Source organism: Gluconobacter sphaericus NBRC 12467, from assembly GCF_006539125.1.
GTDB lineage: Bacteria > Pseudomonadota > Alphaproteobacteria > Acetobacterales > Acetobacteraceae > Gluconobacter > Gluconobacter sphaericus.
On sequence record NZ_BJMK01000001.1, the window covers coordinates 102976 to 121441 of the forward strand.

The window sequence follows — 18466 nt, forward strand, 5'->3', positions numbered from 1 at the left end:
ATATGCCGGAGGATCCTGACACACGACTCACGATCCTCATCGTCGAAGACATTGTCTTCATCCGTATGATGACGGAGGACTATTTCGCGAATGCCGGTTTCAAGACCCTGAGCGCGCGTACGACGGCAGAGGCTATTGTTCTTCTCGAAACGGACCCGACGATCCGTTACCTGTTCGCGGATATTCATTTGCCAGGCGGTGAAGACGGCCAGAAACTGGCTGACATGGCTCCGAAACGCTGGCCTCTCGTGAAGATCATTCTGACCTCCGCCGACACGCCTGCGGGTCAGGTCCGGCTGCCGGTGCGCGGGTTGTTTGTTTCTAAACCCTACAGTCTGGACCGGGTCAGGCAGGCTTTCGAGACAATGCCCTGATCGGATTGTGCCTCAGCGGTCCGTGTGACCGAGGTCGCGTTCTGGAGCAATGATGTCCCTGACACGCTGTTTCAGTTCTTTGGGGCCGGGGAAGCCGCCGTCGCGTTTGCGTTCCCAGATCAGCGTTTCATTCACATGAATTTCGAATCGGCCGCCCGTATTGGGAATGAGCGCAACTTCGCCCAGGGCCTGACCAAAGGTGGAGAGCAGTTCCTGCGCCATCCAGCCAGAGCGGAGCAGCCAGTTGCATTGCGTGCAGTAGCGGATGGAGACACGGGGTGAATCAGGTGTCATGAAGATCCTGTGGCGACTTTGGGGTGTTTGTTCCGAGACAGTCTCATAAGAGTTTCACACGTAAAAGCCTTCGCGCCCGCAGTAGTGAACGTTAAGGATACGGACTGGTCCCTCATTCCGTTTTCTTGACAGGATTTTCCGGCTTATGCGCCCTGCCTTTCGTCTGCCCGCTGCACTGCTCCTGTGTGCGACTGTTCTTTCCGCCTGCGCACCTGCGGCGCATACGCCCGCTACTGCCCAGAACGGCATTCTGCCTGACAGTGCCGCACCGGACGAACGCCTCGTGTTGGCTCCGCCGCCTGCGCCCGGGAGTGCTGCGCAGGGTGATGATGATCGGGTGTTTCATGTCACGCGTGCGCTGAAGGATACGCCCCGCTGGAAACTGGCGCAGAACGATGCGGATCTGGATCCGGCGCATCTGGTCCGGGATTTCTCCTGTGCTGCAGGTTTCGAGATTGATCTGGCCAAGGCACCGCATCTGGTCCGCGTGCTGGAGCGCATCCGCCATGCCGTCGGGCACCGGACTTCGGACGTGAAGAAATACTGGCACCGTACGCGGCCGTTCGTGGGCACGAACCTGCCGATCTGCACGTCTTCCGAAGGACTTGGACTGAACGCGTCCTATCCGTCAGGTCATACGACGGCGGGATACGGGATGGCGCTGCTTCTGGCGCATCTGATGCCGGAACATGCCTCGGCCATTCTCCAGCGCGGGCGTGTGTTCGGGGAAAGCCGGATCGTCTGCGGGGCGCACTGGAAGTCGGATGTCCAGGCCGGGTACCTGAACGCCTCCTCGCTGATGGACGTGCTGCTGGCGCGGCCGGAACTTCAGGACGATCTGGCGGCGGCGCGGCAGGAACTACTGGTTATGCAGGGAACGGCTCCGGCTCCTGAGGCGGGAATGTGCGCTGTTGAGCATGACGCTGCAACCCATTCCCTACTTAGTGAACCGTAAGTTTGTGACCAGTGTCCTGAGAGATCAGGACACTGGTTTATTGTCTTTCGGCGGCGAATGATTGTGGCGGGTACCACGGTCATTGGCTTCCATGAAGCGGTCGGCCAGGCTGCTATATAGTGAATGCGGACAGATCATTTTCGAGACGCCGAAGGCCAGGAAGGACGTGGCCAGAAGCGCCAGCGTGACCTGCTGGTTGTCGCACATTTCCATGACGATGATCGTTGCTGTCAGCGGCGACTGCGACATGCCACAGAAATACGCCACCGTGCCAAGCAATACGACCGCACCGGGTGTCGTGTGGGGCAGGAACTGTTCCACCCAGCCGCCGATCCCCGCCCCGATGGCGAGTGAGGGCGCGAACATGCCGCCCGGGATGCCCGAGCAATACGAGACGATCATCGCCAGATATTTGAGGATGAAGAACGAGGCCGGGTAGTGCTCGGTCCCGTTGAAAATGGCGCGGGCCTGATCATAGCCCGTGCCATAAGTCGCGCCCTTGGAGACAAGGCCGATCAGGGCCAGAACAAAGCCGCAGGCTGCGGCAAAGGCGATCGGGCGTTTGGCAGCGAACTGCCCGACACGTCCGGGAATGCCGCGAGAGGCCTTGATGAGAAGGGCTGAGAAGCTGCCTCCTGCGAGGCCGCCGAGAATGCCGCAGGTCAGCACCGCGATCCATGCCGTGCCGACCGGCACGTCCACATCTGCATGGCCAAAATAGGTGTAGTTGCCGATTAGCGCGATGGCGGTGACACCGGACAGGACAACGACGGTCAGGGTACGTCCCGAGGCCTTCTGCTCGAAGGAGTGGGACAGTTCTTCGATGGCGAACATGATTCCCGCGAGCGGCGTGTTGAAGGCAGCGGCCATGCCGGCAGCCCCGCCGGCCAGGATCATGCTGCGTCGTGCGGTGATGTTTGATTGTCCGAGCAGACGGGAGAAAGCGTGCATGATGGACGCGCCAACCTGAACGCTTGGGCCTTCACGGCCGATGGAGGCGCCGCAGATTATCCCGAAAGATGTCAGCAGGATCTTGCCAAGAGACGTCTTGAGGGACAGCACGCGGTCCACGACGGTAACGTTCTCGATATGCAGCGTCGCGATTGTCTGTGGAATGCCGGAGCCCTGTGCTCCTTTGAAGATGGTGCGCGTGGCCCAGGTAATAAGGGCGAGTCCTGCGGGAGCTACAACCAGCATGGCGGTGGGGTGCCAGTCCACAATCTGATGGCGCACGCCCGCCGCCCAGTCACCCAGCCGGGCGAACAGGACTGCTATGATGCCGACCAAAACCGCACCCAACCAGTAGACCGCCGTGCGACGCCATTGTTGCGTCGTGACCTTCGCCGAGCGTCGCAGATGCAGGATACGGTCCTTGCGGCGCATGGCGTGCTGCGAGGAGTGGGCTTCCTGGAGCGGAGGTTCGGGCGGGACGGCGGCGACGGGTGAAGGAGGCGGTGTATCAGCCAATATTCGAACGTCCGGGAGGGGCGGGGTGTGGAAGAGACGCCCGGTTCAGGCCCGCGCGCTGATGTTTTGCACCTGCCATTAACATGGGAAAGGGGTCAAGGGTTCTCGGGCGCTGGGGCGTGGACAGCTGAATCTGTCTGTGACTGTGTCATAAACCGCACAATCTGCAGCGGCTTCCCCAAAGGAGTCCCGGCCGTGGCCCCCTTCAGCCTAATTCAGGACGAGCGCGCCGGAATGCTTGGCCTTGTCTTCGGGTTCGACATGGATGTGGATGGAGGCGCGGCCGAGCTCGGAACGGATGGCGGCTTCTATCTGGTCGCAGATCTCATGGGCATCATGGACCGTGAGCATGCTCGGGACCACGAGGTGGAACTCCACGAAAGACAGTGCGCCGACCTTACGGATGCGCAGATCATGGGCCTCAAGCGCACCCGTGGCGCTTTTGGAAATGACAGCTTTGACCGCGTCCATCTGCTCGGGGGAGGGCGCTTCGTCCATCAGCCCGGACAGGGAGTGCTTCATCATGGAGAAGCCCGCGCGCATGACGTTCAGTGCCACCAGTGCGGATAGCACGGCATCAAGGCGGTCCCATTTAAGCAGCGGGATTAGCGAGACGCCGATCACGAGTGCGATCGTTGCCCAGACATCCGACACGACATGCTCGCCCGCGGCCTGAAGGGCCTGTGAGGACTGTTTGCGTCCGACGGTGATCAGGGTGCGACCCCAGGCGAGATTGACCAGCCCGGCCAGTGCATTAAGCGCCACACCCGCGAAAGGCGCGTTGACCGGCTCGGGGTGGCGCCAGTCATGGATGGCTATGACCAGAATGCCGATGGCAGTGAGGACGACCAGCACGCCTTCGATGACGGCGGAGAGATACTCCGCCTTGCCGTGACCATAGGGGTGGTTGTCGTCGGCAGGCATGGCGGCAACGGACATGGCCCAGAGCGTGCCGACGGCCGCGACCACATTCAGGATGGTCTCGATCGCGTCCGAAAGCAGCGCTTCCGAGCCCGAGACCATATAGGCCGCGTATTTGATGGCCAGCACCACCACACTCAGCACGATGGAGGCGCGGGCGACCTTAATGCGGGTGGATGTCATGACAGGTCCTCAGCAGCAGGGCTGGTGCGTGTCGCAGACTGAAGACCGGGTTTCAAGCTGGAAAGTGGGATGGGCGATGTCAAAGCGCGTCCGGACAAGTTCTGCAGCGCGGGCGATGACGAGATCCGGACTGACGGCTTTCGCGGGATCGCAGATCAGATGGACGGTCAGGGCAGTCTCGGTCGTACTCATGGCCCAGATATGCAGGTGATGCAGTCCGGAGACGCCATCAAGCGACAGAAGGGCAGCCTGTACGGCGTCAGGATCGATTCCCGCCGGGACCGCATCGAGTGCCAGGTTCAGCGAACTCCGCAGCAGCGACCATGTCCCGATCACGATGGAAACCGACACGACCAGACTCATGATCGGGTCGATGATCGTGTAGCCCGTGAATGCGATGAACAATCCTGCGATGACGACTGAAAATGCCATGACGGCATCGGCCGCCATGTGCAGGAATGCGCCGCGGACATTGAGATCGTTCGAGGCGCCTTTCATAAAGAGCAGGGCTGTCACAGCATTAACGGCGATTCCAACCAGCGCGACCCAGCTGATGACTTCACCCTGGACATTCTGGTGCGAGAACAGGCGCAGGACGGATTCCCAGACGATGCCACCTGTGACGAGCAGCAGGATCGTGGCGTTCGCGAGGGCCGAAAGGATTGTTGAGCGTCGCAGGCCGTAGGTGAAACGCGTGCTGGAGGGGCGTGTGGCGAGAACCTGTGCCAGCCAGGCTCCGGCGAGACCGAGCACGTCCGACAGGTTGTGTCCCGCATCGGCCAGCAGGGACAGCGAATGCGCCCAGACACCCCACAGGGCCTCCCCCGCGACATAAGCTGTGTTCAGGGTGATACCGACTGCAAACGCCATGCCGAAACTGGCGGGAGCATGGACGTGCTGATGGCCGAATCCGAAACCGTGACTATGTCCGTCGCAATGGTCGTGATCATGGTGATGATCATCATGATCGTGGTCCGCATGATTATGCGCGTGATGCTCATGCGGAAGGGCGGTGTCATGATGATCGTGATCGCAGGCACAGTCGTGATGGGGATCCTGGGTCATGGAGGCCAGTGCTATGAGAATTGAAAGCCGACCTTACTGCATGTTAGGCGGCCGTCCCATATCTATTGCCGAACCATGCATGGCATGGTGTCGTGCCTGATATGAACGGCAGCGCTCCTGATGCGTCAGGACGTGCATAATGAAAAAGGAGAAAGAGACGATGGCTGAAAAGCGTATTCTCATTATCGCAGGTGATTTCGTTGAGGACTATGAAATCATGGTGCCGTTCCAGATGCTGCTTCTTGTCGGGCACAAAGTCGATGTCGTCTCACCGGGCAAGAAGGCCGGAGAGCAGGTCGTCACAGCCATTCATGATTTCGAGGGGCACCAGACCTATACCGAAAAGCGCGGCCATAACTTCACGTTGAACGCGACCTATGCAGGCGTGACGGCAGACGCTTACGACGCGCTGGTCATTCCAGGCGGACGTGCGCCGGAACAGCTCAGCACCGATGAAAGCGTGCTGGATCTGGTCCGCGCTTTTGTCGAGAGCGGCAAGCCGGTTGCCGCAGTCTGTCACGGTCCGCAGCTTCTGGCAGCGGCAGGCGTCATCAAGGGCAAAAAGATTTCGGCCTATCCGGCCTGCCGTGCCGAAGTGCTGCTCGCCGGGGCCGAGTACCAGTCCCTCCCGATGGATGGTGCCGTGACGGACGGGCAGTTCGTGACGGGGCCGGCATGGCCTGCGCATCCGGCGTGGATCGGGCAGTTCCTCAAGGTTCTGGGTACGCAGATCACACCGTAAGGGATTCATCGGCGGCGTTCACAACACTGTGGCGAAACGCGGCCTGAAATCGTAGAGAGGAAGCATGACGACTTCCTCTCCTTCTCCTGATCCGCAGTCCACCAGACGCACCGGCAGCTTCGGCCGTGCCGAAGGTTTCATGGAGCGCGCCTTCTTTGCAACGCGCTGGATCGCCGCACCGCTCTATTTCGGTCTGACGATCGGGTTGCTGCTGGTGGCGTTCAAGTTCTTCCAGCAGTTGGTTGGACTGGTGCTGAAGGCGACGGGGCTGGATTTCGACGATGTATTCGTCGGCGTGCTGGACCTGATCGATCTGGTCCTGCTGGCCAATCTGCTGCTGATCGTCATGTTCTCAGGCTACGAGAACTTCGTTTCGCGGCTCGATATCCGCAGTCATGAGGATTATCCGAGCTGGATCGGGCATGTCACGTTCGGGGACATCAAGATCAAGCTCATGGCCTCGATCGTGGCGATGTCCGCGATCCATGTGTTGGCGGATTTCATCCGCGTGGATGAGACCTCGACGCGCGCTCTGGAATGGAGCGTGGGCATTCATCTCGCTTTCGTGGTTTCGGGCGTGCTGATGGCCATCATGGACCGCATCATGGAAGGCTCACCGGATACGCATCATGCCGATCCTGCGCCGCAGGTTGCAGGAAAAGCGGGCAATGATTCGGGGAACGGGCACCACTGATGATCCGAATAACTGAACTGCGCCTCCCGCTCGACCATCCGACGGAGGCGCTGCGCGACGCCGTGCTTTCGCGTCTGAACATCGCGTCCGAAAACCTGAAGAGCCTGACTGTGGCGCGTCGCGGATATGATGCCCGCAAACGCGGCCATATCGTGCTTGTCTATAATGTGGACTGTGATGTCTCGGACGAGGCTGCGGTTCTGGCCGCCCATGCGGGCGATCAGCATATCCGCCCCACACCGGACACGACCTACCATCTGCCTGAGGCGACGCTGCCCGAGGGAATGCCACGTCCCGTCGTGATCGGGGCCGGCCCCTGCGGGATCATGGCGGCGCTGACGCTGGCGCAGGCCGGTCTGAAACCCATCATCATCGAGCGTGGCAAGGATGTGAAGGCGCGGACGGTCGATACGTTCGCCCTGTGGCGTAAATCCGTCCTGACGCCTGAAAGTAACGTGCAGTTCGGTGAAGGCGGAGCCGGGACCTTCTCGGACGGGAAACTCTATTCCGGCGTATCGGATTCCCGACATCTGGGGCGGCATGTTCTGGAAGAATTCGTCCGTGCGGGTGCGCCGGAAGAAATCCTGACCATTTCCAAGCCCCATATCGGCACCTTCCGTCTGGTCACGATGGTCATGTTCATTCGCGCTGAAATCGAGCGTCTGGGCGGCGAGTACCGTTTCGAGACGCGCGTCGAAGGGCTCGAGACTGAAGGTGAGGGCACCGGGCGTCGCCTTCGGGGCCTGAAACTTTCAACAGGTGAGATTCTTCCAGCAGAACGCGTGATCATGGCCGTGGGACATTCAGCGCGTGACACGTTCGAAATGCTGCGGGACGCGCAGGTGGAGATGGACGCCAAGCCGTTCTCCATTGGCGTACGCATCGAACACCCCCAGTCCGTGATCGATGTGGCCCGTTTCGGGGCCAGTGCCGGTCACGAGATGCTGGGGGCTGCGGATTACAAACTCGTCCATCATGCCTCGAATGGCCGCGCGGTCTATTCGTTCTGTATGTGCCCCGGCGGTCAGGTCGTGGCGGCCACATCCGAGGAGGGGCAGGTCGTTACAAACGGGATGAGTCAGTATTCCCGGGCCGAGCGGAATGCCAATAGCGGCATCGTCGTTGAAGTGAAGCCGGAACTGGACTTTCCGGACGATGTTCTGGGCGGAATGGCCTTCCAGCGCATCTGGGAAAAAGCGGCGTTCGTCGCAGGTGGCAGCAATTATAATGCGCCTGCCCAGCGGGTTGGAGACTTTCTGGCCGGGCGTGCTTCCAGCTCGCTGGGGGACGTCGTGCCATCCTACCAACCGGGCGTAACCCCGACAGACCTGACGCTCTGTCTGCCGTCCTTTGTGACGGATGCCATCCGTGAGGCCCTGCCGCAGTTCGAACGGAAGCTCCGTGGTTTCTCCATGGACGATGCGGTCATGACAGGCGTGGAAACGCGGACCTCATCCCCGATCCGCGTGCGTCGTGACCATGAAGGGCAGAGCCCCACACTGCGCGGCCTGTTCCCGGCTGGCGAGGGCGCGGGCTATGCCGGGGGAATCCTCTCCGCAGGAATTGATGGCATCCGCGCCGCGGAGTGGCTCGCGGCCTCTCTTTAAGAGGCCGTTTCGTCGCCTTCCATGTGCTCGCCGGGAAGTTCTTTCGGACGGATCAACGCGATCGCACCGGTCACCACACTCGTCGTCAGCACGAAAATCTCCGCTGACAGTGGCAGGGTCAGGGCCGTGGGGCCGAACATGGGAACGAATTTCTGCGCCATGCCCTGGCCGATGGAGCCAAGGGCGTAGCCCAGTCCCATGCCGAAACTCCGTGTGTCGGACGGGAAACGCTGTGCCAGATAATGCGGGACCAGTGCGAAGATGCCCGATGCAGCACCTCCCATAACAAAGGCGGCGATCAGCAGTGTGTTCCATCCCGGCGCACTCAGGAACGGCCAGATCGTCAGCATCACGACAATAAGTGCGCTCAGCATGACCCGGACTTCCCCAAACCGTTCGGCAAGCCATCCGCACAGGACCTTTCCGCCAAAGGATCCGGCGCAGTAGAGCGTGACGGGCCAGAAAACGGCCTGTTGGGACAGATGGTGGCTGCCGCGAAGGATGGTCGGATAATAGGTATAGATCGCGGCTTTCTGGAACTCGAGAAAACCCATGAAGGCAATGGCCTGAAAGGCCGCGCCCGTCAGCTTGAACCTGGGACGCAGTTTGGCTGGAGCGCGGGGCTCGTGTCGCTGAGCCAGACGCGCTTCACGGTTTCGAAGCCAGACCGGGCTTTCCGGCACCCCGATCCGGATGAAAAGAGCCAGAAGTGTCGGGGCCAGACCGATGAAAAACAGCACCCTCCAGCCGTAATGCGGAAGAACGAGCGCCTGCACACCCGCCGCTGCGAAATAGCCGACCTCATAGCCGGACATCATGAGCGAAGACGCCATCGGGCGCGTCCAGGCCGGAACGCTTTCCATCAGAAGTGCGGCAGAGGCCGTCCATTCGCCACCAAAACCGATTCCGAACATGAACTGGATTGCCATCAGCACATAAAAGTGATGTGTCAGGCCCGTCATGGCGGAAAAGACAGCGAACCACACGACACCAAGCATGAAAGCAGGCTTGCGCCCATAACGGTCAGCCAGCCATCCCCAGCCCGTATTGCCCAAGGCCCGTCCGATGGACTGGCCCATCAGCACGGCGCCCAGATCCGCAATGGTGCATCCGAGATCATGAGCGATGTCGGGCAGCGTGAACATCAGCGTGGTCTGGTCGAACGCGTCGAGAAACCAGCCAAGAAAAGACGCAAAAGTGACCTGCCAGTAGGGCAGGAGGGCCCTCAGGGAGCCTTGGGAAGAAGATGTTACGGCGGAGCGGGTGGTAGCATCCGTCATGCAGAATGGGTCCTGTTCCGGCATCGGAGATGAAGCCGTTCCGAAGGGGTGTCACAGACCCGGAAGTACGTCCGGGCGGGAAACCGTAACAGCTTTGTCCGAATTGATCGAACGAAGAGTTCACTTCTTCAGAGAATGAATAGGTCGGGAGGGTAGGAGAGGGCGATGTGTGTCAGGAGCGTGCCATAAAAACCCATTCTATTAAGGAAAAATTAGGCTCTTGAGCGGCATTGTCCCCGACATGAAGAACGGAGGTGTCCGCATTGGATGATCTAGGACAGGGAGCAACTTTGGTGCCGGTAGCCCCTCAGGACCTGCATGCCGGCCGGACAGTCATGGCAGAGGAACTGTCCGAACTGCCGAAAGGCAAGACCGGCCATGCCTTACCGATGACTGCGTCCAACGCAGGGATGTTTGCAACGACGTTAAGGAGCCGCAGAGCACGCCAGAAAAGTGCGCTGCCCCCTCTGCGATGGTTGCCGCGCTTTGTGGTGGGACGTAGTGGAGCAGACAAGGTGATCGGGGCGCAGGTGGACATGAGCCAACTCTGGCTTTCCGTTCCGCGCCGGACCCTACGCAAGAGTCGGCGCAAGAGTCTGGGCCAGCAGCAGCGGGAATTTGACACCGATCTGCTGGGGAATGCCTGTGCACAGGCTGCGACATGGCCGGAAGGTATGCGGTTGATGGTTTCGCTGGAAGACGATCAGGCACCGGACGGAGATTTCAACAACCGGCTGAATACCGTTCTTCAGGATAGTGGTTTTCCGGTCAGCCGGCTTGATCTCGTGTTTCAGGAAAGCGGTCTGGCGCAGGACAACAAGGAAACCTGTTACGCGCTCTCAGCACTGCGCGATCAGGGATGCCAGATTTTTCTGGGCGGTTTTGGCAGCGCGCCTTCCAGTCTGAGTCTTTTGCGGGAACGCGCGATGGGAGGGTTGCTGGACGGGGTCCAGTTCGATGCGTCTATGCTCGTACCCTCCGGCTTGACCTGGCGTCAGTCCGGCGATGCTCCGCAGCTGGATGAATCCGCCACGGTTTTTTACCGCGCAGCTCTTGAGGCCGTGAAGGCACTGGGTTTGAAGGTCCGCAGTATCGGCGTGGATCTTCCGGATCTTCTGGCTTTCATACAGAAAGTCGGATGTGTCGAAGCATCTGGAACGATGCTGGCTGCACCGGAAACGACGGTACAGATCAGCGAGCGCTTTGAGGAAACGGCGGGGCGTCCGCGCCGTCGTCGTATGGCAAGAACGGCGGAAGGTCTCTGAGGAGATTTTCCGCCGTATTGGCCGGAAAGGAGCAGGACCGCCTGCAGGATGGGGGAGGATCGTTCAGTTGATCCTACACTGGTAACTGAAGAGGCGTTCCGGATTTTCCCGAAGCATTGTGGCTAGCATCGGCAGTACTTCGGTCAGTGCCGTTTCAACAGCTTTCGGTGACTGACCGGTCTGGTCACAGATATGGTTCAGCCGCTTTTCTCCCATGAGATCCTCGACCTGTTCAGGAGACAGGGGCGTTGAAGGAGGAAGCCGGATTTCGCTGATGGTAGTGGCGAACTGGCAGTCTTCCTTCATCATCTTGATGGTAACTTCCGTCAGGCCGGAACGATCCGTGCTTGCGCCGCTCAGCCAGTCACCGAAACGGGTGAACACGGATGTTGCGGCCTGGGCTTCCGTCTGGCCTTTGCCGGATACCGAGGGCTTGTTTGTGAATGTGTTCTGAACGGTCATTGTCAGGCTCCTTCATCTCAGAAGAAAATGGGCCTTTGCCGGGCTGGTGGCCCTGCGATGACAACGCCCTTCAGGGCTGAAGGCTGCGCAGCCGGGACAACACCTTTCTGTGTGATCCGTCACAGAGAATTCGGGTGTTGCCACGATCTGCCGCCTGGCCTTTTTCAGCTAAGCGCCGCGCTTTCCACGAGAACGATTTCCGCATCTTCCAGCGCGGTGATTGTGAAGCGTTCCACGTCATGAAGTGCCGCGCCGTCGCGGTGTCCGACGGTCTCGCCGTCGATTTCCACGCTGCCGCTTGCAGGGACCAGATAGGAAAACATGCTGCGATCCGTCTCGTAGGTCAGTGTCTCCCCTGCCTTGAGGGTTGCACCGAGAACCCGTCCACGGGTTCTGATGGGGAGGGCATTGTCTTCCGGGAAACCGGATGCGAGAGGAACGAACCGCCCATTGCGTTCATGCCGTGGGAAAGGGCGTGTGCCCCAGGACGGTGTGCCGCCTGTTTCATCCGGGATCAGCCAGATCTGAAACAGGGTCGTGGCCTCGTCATCCCGGTTGAATTCGGAATGAATGATACCGCTTCCGGCTGACATGACCTGCACATCGCCTGCTTCGGTACGACCCCGATTACCGAGGCTGTCTTCATGCGTGATAACGCCGGTCCGGACATAGGTGATGATTTCCATGTCGCGATGGGGGTGCGCGCCAAAACCGTTATGCGGTGCGATGCGATCATCATTCCAGACACGCAGCCGCCCCCAGTGCATGCGGTTGCGGTCCTGATAGTCCGAGAAGGAAAAATGATAGTGGGCGTCGAGCCAGCCATGATTGGCGTGACCGAGGGTCTTGAAAGGTCTGATGTTCAGCATGGGGTCATGCTCCTGAGTGGATGTCGTGCTGTAGATAATGGGATATTGAGAGGATGAAGAAAACGGAAAGGATGGAAATGTTAAGTTTCCAAAAATGACATCACAGACCTGCCTGACCTTGGGGGCTGGGCCATTTTCGCGCGGGCTGCGGCAAGCGGGTCTCTTGCGGTGGCCTCGCGCTCCCTGTGGCGCTACCCAGGTATTACGCTGGATCTGGATGATGGAGTTGTGAATCTGTTGGGCGGCGGGTGCGGCACGACTGAGGGTTCTGCTGGCTCATCTGGAGAGAGAGCTTGGCGAGATCGTGTCACAGGATTACAGTGCCGGGCAGGAGAAAACGCGATGAACTATGATGCGATGTTTCAGTCCGCCCTTGACGGTCTGCATGCGGATGGGAGCTACCGTTACTTTGCGGATCTCGAACGCCGGGCCGGAAATTTCCCCAAGGCATTCCATCATGGCCTGGGCCGTGATGTCACGGTCTGGTGCTCCAACGACTATCTCGGCATGGGGCAGCACCCTGAAGTCCTGAAAGCCATGCACAAGGCGCTGGACGAAACGGGCGCCGGCGCAGGCGGAACCCGCAATATTTCCGGCACCAACCATTATCATGTGGAACTGGAAAAAGAACTCGCTTCCCTGCATGGCAAGGAAAGCGCTCTGCTTTTCAACTCCGGCTATCTCTCGAATTGGGTGACGCTTGGCACCATCGCCGGGCGGCTGCGTAACTGCGTGGTTCTGTCCGATGAACTCAATCATGCGTCCATGATCGAAGGTATTCGTCATTCCCGCGCCGAGAAGCAGATCTTCCGTCACAATGACGTCGAGGATCTGGAGCGCCGCCTGAAGGAACTTCCGGCGGATGTTCCGAAAATTATCGCTTTCGAGTCGGTTTACTCGATGGATGGCGATATTGCCCCGATCGAGGCCTTCTGTGATCTCGCCGACAAATACGGTGCTATGACGTATCTCGACGAGGTTCATGCGGTTGGCATGTATGGTGATCACGGTGCGGGCGTGGCTGAGAAGCTTGGTCTGTCCCATCGCCTGACGGTCATCGAAGGAACGCTCGGCAAGGGCTATGGCGTCGTGGGCGGTTATATCGCCGCCTCTGCCGCGCTGTGCGATTTCGTCCGTTCCTTCGGGTCTGGCTTCATCTTTTCAACAGCTCTTCCGCCGATGATCGCGGCCGGCGCTCTCGCCAGTGTGCGTTATTTGCGCAGCAGCAGTGCGGAGCGGGAAGGCCAGCAGCGGGCCGTTGCCTATCTGCGTCAGGCGCTGGACAAGGCTGGCCTTCCTCATCTCATGAACTCGAGCCATATCGTGCCGGTAATGGTGGGTGAGGCCGAATTGTGCCGCAGCCTGTCGGATGAACTGCTGAACCGCTTTGGCAACTACATCCAGCCGATCAACTTCCCGACTGTTCCGCGCGGAACGGAGCGTCTGCGGATTACGGCGACGCCGCTGCATACGAACGAGATGATCGATGAACTGGTCGAGGCGCTTGCGACATTGTGGCAGGAGCGTCAGCTCAAGACTTTCAAGTCCGTCGCAGCCTGAAGCGAACAAAAGAGAAGTTTTCGGACAAGCTTCTCTTTATCTTTCCGTGAACCGTTAGAAAAAAGGCAGCCCTTGGAAGGGGCTGCCTTTTTTGTGTCAGGTCATCGCCGGGATGAGGTTCAGGCTGCGACTGCAGTCTGGGCCTGGACACCATGTGCGATGATCTGGAGGCTGAGAATGCCACCGGACATTTTCAGCGTCTGGCCGAAATCCAGACGGGCATTGCCACCGGTCCAGCGTGCATGGCTGGTTTCGATGCTTCACCAGCCATCGGCATAGGGGTCCGAAAGGTGGTTGGAGAGTCGGTGCGTCTGTTCGGCGCTCCAGATCGTGACTTCGCCTACGAGAACGCCGAGTGTGCGACGGTCATCGACGAAGGGGCCGATATGGTCAGCCGGGCGTGCGGCTGGACTGATGATGCGTGCAGTCTGGCAGCCTTCGGGCAGCATGAAAACAAACTGTTCACCACGGGTCCGGATCGGATACAGGACTGTTTCGTCCTGCAGAATCAGATGGATCTGGTTCGTTTCATCCTTAGACGGTGCGGCCTGCGGAGCGGTGTAACCCAGTGTCTTTGCGCGCAGGGCAAGTGCTGCGAACAGGGGTTCGACGCGGGCACGGTCCGTAATAAGCGGCAGTGCGGCATCCTTCTCCCAGCTCAGTGCATGCAGACGGGTCAGGGTGTTCCCCTGCATGAGTGCATCAGGGCGATGACCGACATCCAGGAAGCTTTCCGACAGCGCGCCATTGGCGATCAGCACCGAATGCTGTTCGGTTTCGACATGGTAGTAGTCGTATTCCGTGATGGCATGGTCATAGGCAATGCTCATACCATTGACGAGCATCCGCACCGGAATGAAACCACCTTCGAGCATCATGCAGTGTTCAGGCGTGACCAGCAGATCCCGGCTCGGGACGCCGTCAGCCAGAGCACCGGCACGGACGCGCACGGGGACGCCATCCAGGTCAGCATGTCCCGTGGAACCGTTCTTCGCATGGGCACGGCCGACGCGCAGGACCGTCTGTGTGAGGGTCGTCCCGTTCTTGTAGATCGTGATCTGATCACCAGCCTCAAGGGTCTCGATGGCCCGCTCGCCCTGGGGCGTCAGGAGCATGGTGCCGGCGAGGTAGCAGACCTGCTTTGAAGCGTTGACGATCTTTGAACCGTTGACGATGCTCCAGCTTCCGTCAGCATTTTGAATGACGGTCGGTGTGCCGGCTTCATAACCTGCGGCGAACGAGATGTTCGAAAGCGTGATCGTGCTGCCTGCTGGATTGGTGCTGGTTGTTAGTGTGTAAGTGCCGTCGGCATTCTTGGTAAAAGCGGCTTTGGCAGCGGCATATGACCCTTTTGCGATCGTGATGACGGAGGTCGCATCGTAGCCCGTGATGGGCGTGGTCACCGTTTGTTTGTTATCCGTCAGGAGAAGCTGGTTGGGCTTGCCGTTCGTCGCGTCACTGCCAAAAGTGATCGCTTTGCCGGCAACAGCATTGTTGACGTAAAGGGAAGCCCCGTTCTGCAGCACTGTCGTGAGCGACGAGTCCATCTGGAACCAGTTATTCGTGCTGCCCAGTGTTGATCCGTCGAGGATCAGGGGTCCGGAGCCTGTGACGTTGTCGCTGCTGGTCAAAATGGTCGGGTTGTCGCTGATTTTCAGGGTGCCATTTACGAGCGTATTGCTGCCAAGATTTACGGTGTTGGACGTGGCGATATTCATCGTCCCGCCCTGGTTGACCGTCAGCTGGTTGGTATTGAAGACCGTGGTGCTGGCATCAGAGGATGTTGCCGTGACGTTGAGTGTCGCGTTGGTGGCGACCGTCAGCGTACCGAAGTTTGTTGAATTCGCCTGTGCAGCATTGATCGTGACCGTCGCATTATCGGACGTGCCAGCTACGACGCTGTCCCATCCGTAATCCTGCGGGACTTTGCCTTCACTCCAGTTTGCTGCGACGAACCAGTTTCCGGTTGCGCCACCCTTCCAATAGTTTGTCATTTTTTAACGCCCTGATGGGGCCGGAATGGGCGCGCCGAAAACGACATCACCCTCAAACCTGACTCGCTATGTGTTGTTCTGCGCGGGGTGTTAACTATTAGATAACAAAACGACAAGATTACATATGTTTTAAAAATAGAAACAGCGATGACAAATTATGAAAATCATATTTTTCGATAGCCTGTAGAGCACCCTACAACTGCATCATTCTGTGTCAAAGCGTGCTGGAGTATCTCTTTTTCGAGTAGGTCCGGGCGACGTCCTGGCAGGAAAAAATGGCGAACGGGTTGCCTGTCTCCGGTGTTCCGCTCATCATGCCGTGATGGTGTCACAGGAAAAATCGACTCCCTTCCGTAAGAATCGGAAAGTAACGAAGCTTTCCCAAAGAATGGGAATTGCGGGAGCCTCCTGTGTACTGGATGTCATGGTCAATGACCGGTCTGCTCTGGTCCGGGACAGCGCGGCTTTCATTGCGATTCTGGAAAAAATCTGGAAAGCGCGTGATGTCGATGCGAGCCTGGTCTGGTCGGAGCTCGACGAGCGGATCCGTCTGGCGGATGAGTTGCGTGCGAGTGGGATCCGTCCCTACAAGGGGGGCCGTTTCCGCTCGACGAAGCTGCCGTGACATGCCGCCCCTGCCAGACCTGTCCCATATCAACCCTGACGATCTGACCCGTCTCGACATCGTTGCCCTCATTATCATGGCGCTTTCGGCGTTATGGGGGCTGACGCGGGGTTTTGCGACCGAACTGGCCGGGCTTCTGGCCTGGGTAGGCGCGATTGTCCTGACCTATCGGTTCCACGGGATGCTCGAGCCTTATCTGGAACCCTATCTGCATCAGGCGGCACTGGCCGGAAGCGCGAGTACGGCAATTCTTTTTGTTGTCGTGCTGCTGGTCTTCACCATGCTGGGCGCGCGGGGCGGTTCGGTGGCGCGGGGCGTTTTGTCTGGTGGCGTGGACCGTATTCTGGGTGCCGTATTCGGTGTGGCGCGGGGTTATGTGGCCCTGATTGTGCTTTATCTATTGGCGGGGTCTTTTTTCGGCTCGTGGATGTCCTATGTGATGCAGGGAAGCCTCATCGGCCCTTACATTGCCGCTGGAGCCACCCATCTGACAGGTTATCTGCCTCATTTCCTGCAACCGCATCTTGCGTCTCCGTTCACAAGCGGCCATGAGGCGTCCTTGTGAAACCAGTCCGGAAAGGCCGCGCCGCATGACCCAGTCCGACAGTCTCAACCGCCCCTACGAAGAATGCGGGGTTTTTGGCGTCTGGGGTGTGCCTGATGCGTCCGCCCTGACGGCTCTGGGGCTGCATGCCCTGCAGCATCGCGGCCAGGAAGCCGCCGGTATCGTCAGTTTCGATGGCGAACGGTTCCACCAGCACAAGGGACTGGGGCTGGTTGGCGATGTGTTCGGTGACAGCCACGTCATGGCGACGCTACCCGGTACGGTGGCCATCGGTCACAACCGCTATGCGACAACGGGCGGAACCCATGTCCGCAACGTGCAGCCGCTTTATGCCGATTATGAGTTTGGTGGTCTGGCTGTCGCGCATAACGGCAATCTGACCAATTCTGCGACCCTCAAGCAGGCGCTGGTCAAGCGTGGATGCATCTTCCATTCCTCGACGGATACGGAAGTCTTCATCCACCTGATCGCTATTTCGCTTTATACGACCGTGCTCGACCGCTTCATCGATGCCGTCAAGCAGGTGAAGGGTGCGTACTCGCTCATCACGTTAACGCCGGATGACGGTCTGATTGGCATGCGCGATCCGCTCGGTGTGCGTCCGCTCGTTCTCGGCCGGATGCCTGGCTATGAGCAGGGTAATGGTGGCTGGGTACTGGCGAGCGAGACCTGTGCTCTGGACATCATTGGTGCGGATTATGTCCGGGATATTGAGCCCGGCGAGATCGTCGTCATCAATAATGAAGGTCTGCGTTCCCTTCGGCCTTTCGGGGACAAGGGCGGGCGCTTCTGTGTCTTTGAATATATTTACTTCGCACGGCCTGACTCCGTGCTCGAAGGGCAACCGGTCTATGAAGCGCGGCGGCAGATCGGCTGCGAACTGGCGCGGGAGAGCGCGGTTGAGGCGGATGTCGTGGTGCCAGTGCCGGATTCCGGCGTGCCGTCCGCGATCGGCTATGCGGCAGAGAGCGGTATCCCGTTCGAGCTTGGCATTATCCGTAACCATTATGTAGGCCGGACTTTCATCGAGCCGACGGATCAGATCCGTAATCTCGGCGTGAAAATGAAGCACTCTGCCAACCGGCCGGTTCTGGCCGGCAAGCGCGTCATTCTGGTGGATGACTCGATCGTCCGTGGCACGACGTCGCGCAAGATCGTGGACATGGTGCGTGCGGCCGGTGCGACGGAAGTGCACATGCGCATCACGTCTCCGCCGACGAAGCATGCGTGTTTCTACGGGATTGATACGCCTGAAGAGAGCAAGCTGATGGCAGCGACGCACACGCTAGATGAGATGGCACAGGCGATCGGTGCAGACAGTCTGGCTTTTGTCACCTTCGACGGGCTTTACCGGGCGCTGGGTCATGCCAACCGGGCCGAGGGCGCGCGCCGTTACTGCGATGCGTGCTTCACCGGGGATTATCCGATTGAGCTGGTGGACAAGGAAGGCAATCTGGTCGCGTAAGATCAGATTTTCCTTGAGAACACAAAAAAGGCGCCGGACCACAAGTCTGGCGCCTTTTTTTTATGCCTGAATGCGGGGA

At 59.3% G+C, this 18466-nt stretch carries 18 protein-coding genes; 10 read left to right on the forward strand and 8 right to left on the reverse strand.

All coding sequences use genetic code 11. The features are described 5' to 3' along the window. Nucleotides 1-2: 2 nt before the first annotated feature. Nucleotides 3-374 (forward strand): response regulator, encoded by a 372-nt coding sequence (locus tag GSP01_RS00485; protein ID WP_141349560.1) that lies wholly within the window; start codon nucleotides 3-5, stop codon nucleotides 372-374. A gap of 12 nt (nucleotides 375-386) precedes the next feature. On the opposite strand, the gene GSP01_RS00490 is transcribed toward GSP01_RS00485, so the two are convergent. Further along, the gene (locus GSP01_RS00490; RefSeq protein ID WP_141349562.1) at nucleotides 387-668 is read right to left on the reverse strand and encodes a SelT/SelW/SelH family protein; all 282 of its coding nucleotides are present in this window, start codon (nucleotides 666-668) and stop codon (nucleotides 387-389) included. 145 nt (nucleotides 669-813) lie between these two features. Here GSP01_RS00490 and GSP01_RS00495 point away from each other — a divergent pair, with 145 nt between their 5' ends. Beyond that, complete coding sequence (locus GSP01_RS00495) at nucleotides 814-1623, forward strand: acid phosphatase (protein WP_141349564.1); 810 nt, start codon at nucleotides 814-816, stop codon at nucleotides 1621-1623. A gap of 24 nt (nucleotides 1624-1647) precedes the next feature. Here the strand turns inward: GSP01_RS00495 and GSP01_RS00500 are convergent, their stop codons facing one another. The 3 genes from GSP01_RS00500 to GSP01_RS00510 form a co-directional block, all read right to left on the reverse strand. Then, on the reverse strand, nucleotides 1648-3006 hold the full coding sequence (locus tag GSP01_RS00500; RefSeq protein WP_174787517.1) for a chloride channel protein: 1359 nt from the start codon (nucleotides 3004-3006) through the stop codon (nucleotides 1648-1650). Nucleotides 3007-3300: 294 nt separating this feature from the next. Beyond that, nucleotides 3301-4194 (reverse strand): cation diffusion facilitator family transporter, encoded by an 894-nt coding sequence (locus GSP01_RS00505; protein WP_141349566.1) that lies wholly within the window; start codon nucleotides 4192-4194, stop codon nucleotides 3301-3303. 9 nt (nucleotides 4195-4203) lie between these two features. After that, nucleotides 4204-5259, reverse strand: coding sequence for a cation diffusion facilitator family transporter (locus GSP01_RS00510; protein ID WP_141349568.1), 1056 nt, complete (start codon nucleotides 5257-5259; stop codon nucleotides 4204-4206). 139 nt (nucleotides 5260-5398) lie between these two features. Here GSP01_RS00510 and GSP01_RS00515 point away from each other — a divergent pair, with 139 nt between their 5' ends. The 3 genes from GSP01_RS00515 (at nucleotide 5399) to GSP01_RS00525 (ending at nucleotide 8302) form a co-directional block, all read left to right on the forward strand. After that, nucleotides 5399-6001, forward strand: coding sequence for a DJ-1/PfpI family protein (locus GSP01_RS00515; protein ID WP_456304013.1), 603 nt, complete (start codon nucleotides 5399-5401; stop codon nucleotides 5999-6001). A gap of 64 nt (nucleotides 6002-6065) precedes the next feature. Further along, nucleotides 6066-6695, forward strand: a complete 630-nt coding sequence (locus GSP01_RS00520; RefSeq protein ID WP_141349570.1) for a TIGR00645 family protein — start codon at nucleotides 6066-6068, stop codon at nucleotides 6693-6695. Beyond that, a complete protein-coding gene (locus tag GSP01_RS00525; protein ID WP_141349572.1) occupies nucleotides 6695-8302 on the forward strand; it encodes an NAD(P)/FAD-dependent oxidoreductase in 1608 nt (535 codons plus the stop codon). Before GSP01_RS00520 ends, GSP01_RS00525 begins: the two co-directional genes overlap by 1 nt. Here GSP01_RS00525 and GSP01_RS00530 read toward each other — a convergent pair. Beyond that, nucleotides 8299-9582, reverse strand: coding sequence for an MFS transporter (locus tag GSP01_RS00530; RefSeq protein ID WP_141349574.1), 1284 nt, complete (start codon nucleotides 9580-9582; stop codon nucleotides 8299-8301). The two genes, GSP01_RS00525 and GSP01_RS00530, sit on opposite strands and share 4 nt — an antisense overlap. A 293-nt stretch (nucleotides 9583-9875) precedes the next feature. Here GSP01_RS00530 and GSP01_RS00535 point away from each other — a divergent pair, with 293 nt between their 5' ends. Further along, on the forward strand, nucleotides 9876-10847 hold the full coding sequence (locus GSP01_RS00535; protein WP_141349576.1) for an EAL domain-containing protein: 972 nt from the start codon (nucleotides 9876-9878) through the stop codon (nucleotides 10845-10847). A gap of 63 nt (nucleotides 10848-10910) precedes the next feature. Here GSP01_RS00535 and GSP01_RS00540 read toward each other — a convergent pair whose 3' ends face one another. After that, complete coding sequence (locus GSP01_RS00540; RefSeq protein ID WP_141349578.1) at nucleotides 10911-11309, reverse strand: YidB family protein; 399 nt, start codon at nucleotides 11307-11309, stop codon at nucleotides 10911-10913. A gap of 164 nt (nucleotides 11310-11473) precedes the next feature. Beyond that, complete coding sequence (locus GSP01_RS00545) at nucleotides 11474-12178, reverse strand: pirin family protein (protein WP_141349580.1); 705 nt, start codon at nucleotides 12176-12178, stop codon at nucleotides 11474-11476. Nucleotides 12179-12520: 342 nt separating this feature from the next. Here GSP01_RS00545 and hemA point away from each other — a divergent pair, with 342 nt between their 5' ends. Next, nucleotides 12521-13738, forward strand: a complete 1218-nt coding sequence (gene hemA / locus GSP01_RS00550) for a 5-aminolevulinate synthase (RefSeq protein WP_141349582.1) — start codon at nucleotides 12521-12523, stop codon at nucleotides 13736-13738. A 260-nt stretch (nucleotides 13739-13998) separates the two neighbouring features. Here hemA and GSP01_RS00555 read toward each other — a convergent pair whose 3' ends face one another. Then, a complete protein-coding gene (locus tag GSP01_RS00555) occupies nucleotides 13999-15732 on the reverse strand; it encodes a Hint domain-containing protein (protein WP_141349584.1) in 1734 nt (577 codons plus the stop codon). A gap of 388 nt (nucleotides 15733-16120) precedes the next feature. On the opposite strand from GSP01_RS00555, the gene GSP01_RS00560 reads away from it, so the two are divergent. Genes GSP01_RS00560 through purF form a run of 3 tightly spaced genes read left to right on the forward strand, consistent with a single transcriptional unit; the run spans nucleotide 16121 to nucleotide 18387 of the window. Further along, the gene (locus GSP01_RS00560) at nucleotides 16121-16357 is read left to right on the forward strand and encodes a hypothetical protein (protein ID WP_228123665.1); all 237 of its coding nucleotides are present in this window, start codon (nucleotides 16121-16123) and stop codon (nucleotides 16355-16357) included. Nucleotide 16358: 1 nt separating this feature from the next. Then, complete coding sequence (locus GSP01_RS00565) at nucleotides 16359-16922, forward strand: CvpA family protein (protein WP_141349588.1); 564 nt, start codon at nucleotides 16359-16361, stop codon at nucleotides 16920-16922. A gap of 25 nt (nucleotides 16923-16947) precedes the next feature. Continuing rightward, complete coding sequence (gene purF, locus GSP01_RS00570) at nucleotides 16948-18387, forward strand: amidophosphoribosyltransferase (RefSeq protein WP_141349590.1); 1440 nt, start codon at nucleotides 16948-16950, stop codon at nucleotides 18385-18387. Nucleotides 18388-18466: the final 79 nt, after the last annotated feature.

Coding starts and splice junctions, on each gene's coding strand:
- GSP01_RS00485 (WP_141349560.1), top strand. CDS start 3: ATGCCGGAGGATCCTGACACACGACTCACGATCCTCATCGTCGAAGAC.
- GSP01_RS00490 (WP_141349562.1), bottom strand. CDS start 668: ATGACACCTGATTCACCCCGTGTCTCCATCCGCTACTGCACGCAATGC.
- GSP01_RS00495 (WP_141349564.1), top strand. CDS start 814: ATGCGCCCTGCCTTTCGTCTGCCCGCTGCACTGCTCCTGTGTGCGACT.
- GSP01_RS00500 (WP_174787517.1), bottom strand. CDS start 3,006: ATGCGCCGCAAGGACCGTATCCTGCATCTGCGACGCTCGGCGAAGGTC.
- GSP01_RS00505 (WP_141349566.1), bottom strand. CDS start 4,194: ATGACATCCACCCGCATTAAGGTCGCCCGCGCCTCCATCGTGCTGAGT.
- GSP01_RS00510 (WP_141349568.1), bottom strand. CDS start 5,259: ATGACCCAGGATCCCCATCACGACTGTGCCTGCGATCACGATCATCAT.
- GSP01_RS00515 (WP_456304013.1), top strand. CDS start 5,399: ATGAAAAAGGAGAAAGAGACGATGGCTGAAAAGCGTATTCTCATTATC.
- GSP01_RS00520 (WP_141349570.1), top strand. CDS start 6,066: ATGACGACTTCCTCTCCTTCTCCTGATCCGCAGTCCACCAGACGCACC.
- GSP01_RS00525 (WP_141349572.1), top strand. CDS start 6,695: ATGATCCGAATAACTGAACTGCGCCTCCCGCTCGACCATCCGACGGAG.
- GSP01_RS00530 (WP_141349574.1), bottom strand. CDS start 9,582: ATGACGGATGCTACCACCCGCTCCGCCGTAACATCTTCTTCCCAAGGC.
- GSP01_RS00540 (WP_141349578.1), bottom strand. CDS start 11,309: ATGACCGTTCAGAACACATTCACAAACAAGCCCTCGGTATCCGGCAAA.
- GSP01_RS00545 (WP_141349580.1), bottom strand. CDS start 12,178: ATGCTGAACATCAGACCTTTCAAGACCCTCGGTCACGCCAATCATGGC.
- hemA (WP_141349582.1), top strand. CDS start 12,521: ATGAACTATGATGCGATGTTTCAGTCCGCCCTTGACGGTCTGCATGCG.
- GSP01_RS00555 (WP_141349584.1), bottom strand. CDS start 15,732: ATGACAAACTATTGGAAGGGTGGCGCAACCGGAAACTGGTTCGTCGCA.
- GSP01_RS00560 (WP_228123665.1), top strand. CDS start 16,121: ATGGGAATTGCGGGAGCCTCCTGTGTACTGGATGTCATGGTCAATGAC.
- GSP01_RS00565 (WP_141349588.1), top strand. CDS start 16,359: ATGCCGCCCCTGCCAGACCTGTCCCATATCAACCCTGACGATCTGACC.
- purF (WP_141349590.1), top strand. CDS start 16,948: ATGACCCAGTCCGACAGTCTCAACCGCCCCTACGAAGAATGCGGGGTT.